At 47.5% G+C, this 9,225-nt stretch carries 10 protein-coding genes; 7 read left to right on the forward strand and 3 right to left on the reverse strand.

Annotated features, from left to right (window positions below):
* The coding region (locus J4G02_17800; GenBank protein ID MCE2396392.1) for a transposase at window positions 1–330 on the forward strand (330 nt) is incomplete at its 5' end.
* 226 nt (window positions 331–556) lie between these two features.
* Here the strand turns inward: J4G02_17800 and J4G02_17805 are convergent.
* The 3 genes from J4G02_17805 to J4G02_17815 all read right to left on the reverse strand — a co-directional run bounded on the left by J4G02_17805 (window position 557) and on the right by J4G02_17815 (window position 4,381).
* The gene (locus tag J4G02_17805; GenBank protein ID MCE2396393.1) at window positions 557–2,467 is read right to left on the reverse strand and encodes a hypothetical protein; all 1,911 of its coding nucleotides are present in this window, start codon (window positions 2,465–2,467) and stop codon (window positions 557–559) included.
* A 113-nt stretch (window positions 2,468–2,580) separates the two neighbouring features.
* Window positions 2,581–3,492, reverse strand: coding sequence for a hypothetical protein (locus tag J4G02_17810; protein MCE2396394.1), 912 nt, complete (start codon window positions 3,490–3,492; stop codon window positions 2,581–2,583).
* Between the two features lie 190 nt (window positions 3,493–3,682).
* Window positions 3,683–4,381 carry a response regulator transcription factor gene (locus J4G02_17815; GenBank protein MCE2396395.1) on the reverse strand — a complete coding sequence of 233 codons (699 nt, stop codon included), beginning with the start codon at window positions 4,379–4,381 and terminating at the stop codon, window positions 3,683–3,685.
* Between the two features lie 676 nt (window positions 4,382–5,057).
* Here J4G02_17815 and J4G02_17820 point away from each other — a divergent pair.
* The 6 genes from J4G02_17820 to J4G02_17845 all read left to right on the forward strand — a co-directional run.
* On the forward strand, window positions 5,058–7,496 hold the full coding sequence (locus J4G02_17820) for a sulfurtransferase TusA family protein (protein ID MCE2396396.1): 2,439 nt from the start codon (window positions 5,058–5,060) through the stop codon (window positions 7,494–7,496).
* A gap of 96 nt (window positions 7,497–7,592) precedes the next feature.
* On the forward strand, window positions 7,593–7,793 hold the full coding sequence (locus J4G02_17825) for a hypothetical protein (protein ID MCE2396397.1): 201 nt from the start codon (window positions 7,593–7,595) through the stop codon (window positions 7,791–7,793).
* Window positions 7,794–7,795: 2 nt separating this feature from the next.
* A complete protein-coding gene (locus tag J4G02_17830; GenBank protein ID MCE2396398.1) occupies window positions 7,796–8,101 on the forward strand; it encodes a DUF4258 domain-containing protein in 306 nt (101 codons plus the stop codon).
* A 1-nt stretch (window position 8,102) separates the two neighbouring features.
* Complete coding sequence (locus J4G02_17835) at window positions 8,103–8,363, forward strand: YgiT-type zinc finger protein (GenBank protein MCE2396399.1); 261 nt, start codon at window positions 8,103–8,105, stop codon at window positions 8,361–8,363.
* A gap of 103 nt (window positions 8,364–8,466) precedes the next feature.
* Entirely contained in the window at window positions 8,467–8,823 is a 357-nt protein-coding gene (locus J4G02_17840) for a hypothetical protein (GenBank protein ID MCE2396400.1), read from the forward strand.
* Window positions 8,793–9,225, forward strand: a 433-nt coding sequence (locus tag J4G02_17845) for a hypothetical protein (GenBank protein ID MCE2396401.1), incomplete at its 3' end; no start/stop codon positions are given. The genes J4G02_17840 and J4G02_17845, both read left to right, overlap by 31 nt.

The following is a 9,225-nucleotide window of genomic DNA, read 5'->3' on the forward strand; positions in this document are numbered from 1 at the left end:
GGAAGTCAAATCCACCGTTGCTATAAGCGAAGAATGCAGATTGAACACGGCTTTCGGGACATCAAGACCGGCTTTGGATTTGGTAGTCTGATTCTCAAAAGACCGACAAAAGCACGTATCAATCTGTTATGGCTGTTGGCTTGTCTGAGTTATGGATTACTTTTTATTATCTATCAAAAGTCTGGGGACCGATGGGCTAAAGCATTCAACACAAACACAAAGACCTATTCGCTGATTAACGTGATTAAGCGCGTGATTGCGGATGCGTGGGTCGGGTGGCGGCTCAATCCCTTTTTCACACTTCCCCTGTGTACAGGAGATACACTTTAACACCATTAAACATAAACATGCTCACAAACATTATACCCCGGAAAAACTGGGGGTAAATGAAAAGATTGATGGTGAATAATCCACAAGAATCCATAAATTGTATCGAAAAAAAAAGAAAATTCCACATCATCCATTGAATCGGTGAGAGTTGATAGCGACAGCCGGTGCAACAATCGTGCAATCCAATACTCCGTACCAATAGACGATTTCAATCTTTCTGCCCATATCACACCCAAAAGCCGTAGGTTGATATCCTCCCTAGAATGCCGAAGATTGTCCAGAGACTACCAACGGTGAACTCGCCCAGAATAAGCCCCAAGAAGAAGGGGGCAACACGACGATGCAGCCCAATCCCACCATGTCGCAGCAGCAGCCACTTGATGAGCCAACTGACAAAAAGACAACTCCAAGTCACATTCATTCCCCAACTTGTTGAGATAGCAAAACCGGCGGGATGGAAGGGCCACCACACAAATCGCATGCGAAATAGCATCAGGAAGCTAGCAATGATAAAGCCGCCGACCATAAACCCGCTCTCAGCCATTAATGTGTCTGTGGGTGTGCTCAACCAACGATCAAGTCGTCGATATGGTTCAATGCCGAATGCACTTAACGAGGGCCAGTAGGCACGAGTCTCCATCCCCAACTGATAGCCACGATCAATTAACGCCCAAAAACCGGAGAGCGAACCGAGAAATGCGGCGAGCATTAGCGCAACCATGAGATGTCGCAGGTTCATACGGGTTCGCTCCGCCATTTTGAACCCCTCTAGTTGATGGGGCATTGGGTGGCTGCGGTAAGCACGGTTGATAAACCAGAACATTGAGAACATCACCAGATTCCCACGTCCCAATTTTCGTGTGCCGATTGTCCTTGTGAGGATCTCGTCGGGTCCGGAATAGTGTAGGTCATGAACGGGTGTTCCTAGCTCGGCTCGCATACGGGTTATGGCAATAGAGATAGCGTAATAGAGGGCGAAGAAAGCGATCGTGATCCCAACCGTTGCCCCACCCCGATAGCAGAAACAGACAAAGAACACCATCGCACTAATGAGTCCCAAAACCGCTGTGTGATACTTCATGGGCTCATCTGAATCGTCGAGATCTTCCGCACCACCGAATACTTTTCTAGCGATCATTATCAGGTGTCTTCGACTCGCCCAGAGCGCAATGACAGCAAGTGCGATGTAGCCGCCCGATGCCTGTTCTCTCATGTAGGGGAAGTTCGGCAGACTTCGCAAACCCATTGCAGCACCGGCAACACGCATGAACCGCCAGAACCAAAAGAAGAACCAACACGAGAAAGATAGGTCAAGCGGAATGAAAAATCCGAGTCCGATAGCAAATGGGTAAAACGAGAGAGGAAGGCGACCCATGGCATTCCAGGGGCTATCGGTAAAAAGATAGAAACTTCGAATCCGCGTCCGAAGTTCAGGGACGATAGGGAAGATGAAATTCAACCCGTTCAAGAGTGCGAGCGTTCCTGCGATGGCGAATCCGAGCCACATGACGCGATTTCGAAAAAACGCTTGCCGTTGTGTCTCCGTCATCTGGAGTGGGAGTTGAATAATCGGGTAACTAAGTTTCTCATGCTCGATCCACTGTTTGCGGATAATGACGTTGATGCAGAACATCCCGAAGACAAGCACAAAAATAAACGTGGTCCACCATAGAACGGGCGAAACCCAACCGATCAATTGTTCGGGGGTGTAGAGATTTACCTCACCCTCGTAATACCCACGGGCAACTTTGCTATCGCTGACGGTCAACCACTGTGGCAGGTAGGGCAGAAATAGCTCGCGCCATTCGTTCTCTGGCGAGGCAAACCGGAAGGCGTGTCCCAACATCGGCACAAGGATTTCGAGCATGTCGTGCCCTGTGATGCCGGAGGCAATCGAGAGCATCAGGTAGATGATGATGAGTTCTCCCTGATTCAATGCAGCGCGGGGTGAAAGCCACTTGAGAAGCTGGTTGACACCGATGACTACAAAAAGGCTGAAAATGACGTTGAAGAAGAGGGAGATGGTGACCGGATGCCCTGAGTATCGGATGACCTCCATCTCGATGATCCAGTAGCAGTTAATCGGGATGAGTAGACAGGCGATGAGGAGGGACTTGACGGTGACCCCTTCGACCATTTGTCGCTTCATTTTTGAAAGAGGTGAGTCCATAGTCACCCTAAAAAAGCTGGGGTATATTGCGGGGTTAAGGGGTGAACCATCTCATTTTAGTTCATTAAATCAATACTATTTCAAAAATCGTAAACAACGCTAAATCGATGGCTGCCTGCGGTGTCCCTGATTCCGCCAATAGGGAAGAGAAAGCCGTAGTCGATTCGGAGGCTTCTGAACGGACGATACCCACCACCGAGTGTCAAGTTTGTTCCCCATGCTAGATTTTCCAACCGGAATCCACCGCGTAGGATCAAATTTTCCTCGTAAAACTGAGATTCGATACCGACCTTGACGTCGACCTCACTCTCTCTGAAAACGAGATCCATTCCCCATGTAAAGTTCTCAGCAACGATACCCATGCCGAGCATTACCTGCAGCGGGAGATTTTCTTTAGAGCTTGAATGGGAGGAGGCAATATTAGGTGTGTTGAGGTTCTGAAGAGACAGTGCTATCGGGATATTTGGGGATGGACGAAAGATCATGCCAACATCGAGAGCCAAGCGACTGCGCCCCGGTAAATCCTCCACAACGGAACCATCTGCCCCGATGGTGGGTGCCGTGTCCCAATTCAATAGCTTAAAAGTGCCTCCAACTGAGATGCGACGTTTTTCTTTTTCGCCGAATGCGTAACTCTTGCTCGCCCCTACGAGGATGTAGTTTTCCGCATACAGGTCCGCGGCATTCAATCGCTTCCAGAGCATCCCTAGCGCGCCTTGCGTCGGTAGACAGTAGGCGTAGCTAATCAGATTCTGTGTAATTGAGGTTTCATCGGTCAGTCCCACATGTAGTCTCGCCATGGTTGCTGATAGCTGCTGTGCCGATTGACGCGATTCGGATCGAGGTGACAGGTTAGCAATTGATGCGGGATTAACTAACAGTCCATCTGATTCCTCTCCGATTGCCGTATAAGCTCCGCCCATAGCGAAAGCACGTGCACCGATAAACCCGTCCTCAAATGCAGCAGGTGTTTGCACAGGATAGCTGATCATACCGGTCCCAACGAACAGAAACAAAAGTATTAACTTGAAAAGAGGGAAAGAATGCCAGAAGGAAAAACGGGAAGAGTAGACGGTTAAAGCATAAGAACGGAAAGAACGGCATACTAGAAGATCGGAATAGTGACAAGTGACAGAAGTCCACAACCTGCCCCTATTTCTATTCCTACTTCCAACTGAAAAATTACTCATCGGTAAATTTGTAGCCAACTCCCCAGACAGTTATGACGTATTGGGGCTGGCTCGCATCGGTCTCAATCTGCTCCCGCAGTCGCCGGATGTGTACATCAACCGTACGTGCTCCGACGAAGCTATCCTGCCCCCACACATAATCGAGTAAGTGATCGCGCGAATAGACACGCCCTGGATTTTGCATCAAAAATAGCAGCAAATCAAACTCCTTCGTCGTGAGTTCTAATCGCTCATTTCCGATAGTGGCTACCCGCCGCTCAGCATCAATAGACAGATCTTTATGTTTCAGCGTTACCGTCTGGCTACGGGGTTGATAATCTTGGCGGTAAGTTCTTCGCAAGAGTGCTTTCACCCTTGCTACCAATTCACGTGGATTGAACGGTTTCGGCATATAATCATCCGCGCCAATTTCCAATCCGACAATTTTATCCACATCAGTATCTTTCGCTGTAAGCATCAAAATCGGAACCGTAGATTCTGTCCGCATCTGCTTACAGACTTCAAAGCCATCCAATCCGGGCAACATAATGTCAAGGATAACGAGATCGGGAAGATCTTGTCGCATTTTATCAAGTGCTTCAACCCCATCGTAGGCTTTGATAACCTCGTATCCCTCTCCCATCAGATAATCATCAATAAAATCAACAATATCTACTTCATCATCAACAACTAGGATTTTATAAATTTTCATTGTCGTTGCCTGCCTTGGAATGATCTACAGGTTTATGATTCTCCAAGTCGATGCTGTCGGCATATGGTGTTGGGAATGACTTTATTGCTAATTCCAAAGAATATCCAGCCGCACGAAGGGGCAAGAACGCTAGGGTATCGGATATGAAGCCTAAATGCGAGGGCAATTTTGCCTATGTTGCAGCTGTGATTATTATACTTTATGTCCAGATTCCTGTCAAATCTGATGCTGAAAAGCAATCGGCTAAAATCCTCCGAAGTTGGCAGATTTGGTTGTAAAATTGATGAAATTGAGATATAATCATAGTCATCAGGGAAATAACGATGCAGGGTTGGCTGGTGGAGAATTCAATTTTGTTGCCTGACATAAGCATAAGCACTTGATCTATGCTTTCTTCTTTGTTATAATATATTGTATGATCTCGATTAAAAAAGGCACAAAAACCGATTTTTCACAGCTAAGAAGGAAAATCGGGAAGACAGTTCGACTCATTAGATCAAAATCTGGAGAAAAATGAACAAGAAACTCGATTGCTGAAATGTCGGAAACAACTTGGACCGTAACAGTTCACCGAAGTACCAGAATTAGGAACAGTGTAATAGATTAGAATACCAAACCCCATCAGAGATGGCGTTGTTTATACGAACCCCAACCCCAATGTGGAAGGAGCCAAATAATGGCGACAGAAAGTTTAGCACCTTTTAGCGCGGATACAATAGATCCAGAGGAGGCCCGCGCAATCGAAATTTATGAGATGCAACTGGGTCGTGTTCAAGCGGGTCAGATGCCAGAGGAGATTTTCCTCGAATTTAGACTCCGTCACGGTGTTTATGGACAGCGCGACGAAGGATCACAGATGATTCGTGTGAAAATTCCATTCGGTGGGTTGAACGCGATGCAACTGGAAATGCTTGCAGATGTTGCCGAAGAATTCTCGGACAATATCATTCACATCACGACCCGCCAAGATGTGCAGTATCACTATGTGGACATTAACAATACGCCAGAGTTAATGCGTCGATTGGCATCCGTCGGCATCACGACCAAGGAAGCATGTGGAAACGTGGTCCGGAATGTCACCGCGTGTCCCCTTTCTGGCGTGTGTAATGACGAGCCGTTTGATGTGACATCTCACTCCAAGGCATTGTCCGCCTTCCTATTGGGTCATCAGGACGCACAAGACTTCGGACGTAAGTTCAAGATCGCGTTTTCTGGCTGCCATGAACATGCTTGTGGCTTGGGATACATGCACGATATCGGTGCAGTTGCAGTGATTAAAGAGGTTGACGGGAAACCGAAACGTGGATTTAAGTTGCTTGTCGGTGGTGGTCTTGGTGCTGTACCACATCAGGCAAAAGTCTTTGACGAGTTTGTGCCTGAAGAAGAATTGTTGCCGATTTCACAGGCAATCTCGAAGGTATTCACGCGCCTTGGAGAACGTAAGAATCGTAACAAGGCACGGATGAAGTTCGTTATAGCAAAGCTCGGCATTGAAGAATTTCGTCGCCTTGTGTTGGAAGAGCGTGAACAGCTGCGCCATGACCCGGCGTGGACTGCTCATCTCGACAATCTAGATGCGTATGACGAAACACCACTGAAACCACCAACGCAGCTCAACGGCGCATCGAAACCGGAAGGATTTGATGAGTGGCATGCCACGAACGTGCGTTCGCAGCGACAGCCGGGATACGCAGTTGTTAATATCACGTTGCCGCTCGGAGACATCACCGCGGATCAGACACGGGCATTGGCAGATATTTCGCGTAAGTATGTGAAGGACACTATTCGCACGACCGTCGAGCAGAATCTTGTTTTGCGTTGGGTCAGCATGAGCGATCTACCTGCACTCTATCAGGAACTCAAGGAGATCGGCTTAGGTGCATCAGGTGCTGAAAGTACCGTTGATATTACAGCATGCCCCGGCACTGATTCCTGCAAACTAGGCATCTCATCTTCTCGCGGATTGGCAGCCTACTTGAGGAACTATTTCATCGAAACCGGTGTGAAGGAAGGGATTCAAGATCTGCGGATCAAGATCAGCGGTTGCCCCAATTCATGCGGTCAACACCACATCGCAAACATCGGGTTCTTCGGCTCATCACGACGTATGGGGAAACATATCGCCCCGTATTATCAGGTCATGTTGGGCGGTCACGCTATTGAGAATGCGAGTGCTTATGGACTTGCTGCTGGGAAGATCCACGGTAAGAACATCCCGCAATTCATCGAGCATCTGACCGGAAGATACATTGAGGAACGGGACGGCGATGAATCGTTCACCGACTACATTGCAAGACTCGGCAAGGTCAAGATTAAGGCAATCCTCCGTGAGTATGATAAGATCCCTTCCTTCGAGGAAGACCCCAGTTACTATATCGACACCGGCGACACAAAGGAGTTTCAACTCAAAACGGGTGTCGGCGAGTGTGCAGGGGCATTGGTCGAGTTGGTATCGTTCATACTTGAGGAAGCGGACCGGCTGATCTATGAGTCGGGGGTTGATCTGGAGCGTGATGAATATGTGGATTCCGCTCAACACGCTTACGAAGCGATGATCAAAGCCGCGGACGCGCTCCTGACGACCGAAGGGCTGCAACACATTGACGATGAGACGACGGTTAGGGAGTTCCGAAGTCGGTTCTTTGAGCCGGGAATTGTCTTCCCCGGTTTCGGGGCACATATATTTAAGGCGGTCGAGGAGGATACTAGCACCTTTGATAGGGAGCTGACCCACCGTCGCGTTGAGGAAGCCACCCTCTTTGTTGAGGAAGCACATAACGTCTACGGACGAATGCGGATTCGGCAGGAGGAGGAATCAGCTACCAAGAAACGGGAAGCCAGACCGGCGCGCATCCCAAAAGCACCGCCGAAAGCGGAGCCTGTCGAAGAGATTGTTGATAGTCTTGATCTCAAGGGTGTGGCGTGTCCGTTCAATTACGTGCAAGCCAAAATTCGTTTGGAGACGATGAATATCGGTCAGCTGCTGGAAATCACGATTGACGATGGCGAACCGATTGAAAACGTTCCCAAGAGCCTAACGAATGATGGGCATGAGATTACTGATACCAAGAAGGTCGGTCAGCACTATCGACTCGTGATTCGTAAAGGTGAATAACGGATAAGGTATTGTCAAATAAAGCGTGATGGACTGAAGTGGAGTTCGTCACGCTTTATTTTTTTGAAAACGTCTTAAGGAAATTAGAAATCTGCTATGCAACAGATCACTGATGATAAAAATCAACTCAAGGAAGTACTCAAACAAGCATGCGTTGAATTGCTACAGGAACGGAGAGATCTGTTGTATGATGTTTTTACTGAAGTTCTTGAAGATATAGCTTTGGCAAATGCAATCAAAGAAGGGGAAGAAACTGAGGTTGTCTCCAGAGAACAGGTCTTCAACTTTGAGAGATGACAATTCTTGATGGAATCTGTGCGAAAATCAGAAACGGTCAGTTTGAATTTTCGCAACATGCAACGGACCAAAGCATTATTCGTCATATCAGCGTGCAAGAAATACGTGAAGCTATTGAAAACAGCGAGTTGATTGAAGACTACCCAAATGACAAGTACGGTCCGAGTTGCTTGGTTTTTGGCTTCACGCAGTCGAAGAGACCATTACACATTCAGTGTAGTTACCCATCAAGACCTTTAGTCAAAATTATCACCTTGTACGAACCAGATCCGTTACGGTGGATTGACTTCAAGACAAGGAGAAAATAAAATGCCTGACAATGAAACGCATAATGAAACATTGGTGGATAAAAAGGTAACATATAGCATTGAAGTCGATGGACGGCTCGTCATTATTGAAGATGTACCTGCCCGAGTGAATGTCGAAACGGGAGAAAGGTACTTTTCCCCAGAAACCGTTGAACGTTTACAGCAAGCTGTATGGGAACGGTATCGTCCTGTTCGCACTATCGAGACGCTAGTGTATGAGTACGCCGCATTTGTATCTGACGAGTCGTTGCAGCCTTCTTAGTTCTAATCTACCAGGATGCCGGTAGGGAATTGCAACTTCAATCCCATCGTGCTCGTCTCAGAATCGGGGAACCGAACTTCTTCGTTTGAGAAGGTATTGAACCATGAATCATGAATTTAAGATGAGCCCCAAACTGAAAAAGTGGCAAAAATGGATGGAGATTATTCAGGGTGAGATTCAGAGGCTCCTGCGGGATACAAGCATGTTCTGGGAAGTCCAAGACATCATCCGTGAGAACCCGCGGATTCAAAAGCCGAGTGCTTTCTATAGCTATCTTGGGAGGACTTATCTCTCTCATGCGCTAGCGGGGTTACGTCGGCAAATCAAGGATTGCTTGATGAGATTGCGAAACATCCTGAAGAGTTGTCACGCAGTTATTACCGTTCCCTCTGTACTTATCCTGATGGACCTGACATCAGCCAAATCGAGATGGAGGGTAGAGAAGGACTTGAGGAGGTAGGTACAACTAGCACTTCCCAACTGAAAGATTTGATACAGATGGATGACTTCGCTTCATACGCGGATGCCAGCGGAGAACATGTGTGCCCCCAGATGGTAAAAGACGATCTGAAAGCACTCAAATTAGCAGTAGAAAAACATGAGGAGTTTGCTGATAAACGTATTGCCCATCGGGATAAGGGCGAACCGTCAGTTATACCGAAGTTCGGAGAGCTGGATGATTGTATTAAATTACTCGACAAGACGTATGTGAAATATCATCTTCTGTTTTATGCTGAATCCATAGACACGTTGATGCCAACCTATCAATACGAGTGGAAAACCATTTTTCTGGAACCGTGGTTAAAGGCTGTCGCTGGAAGCGCGAAAGGACTTATTCACATCAGTGAAGATTTTGACGATG

It is taken from the genome of Candidatus Poribacteria bacterium, assembly GCA_021295755.1.
Classification (GTDB): Bacteria; Poribacteria; WGA-4E; order WGA-4E; family PCPOR2b; genus PCPOR2b.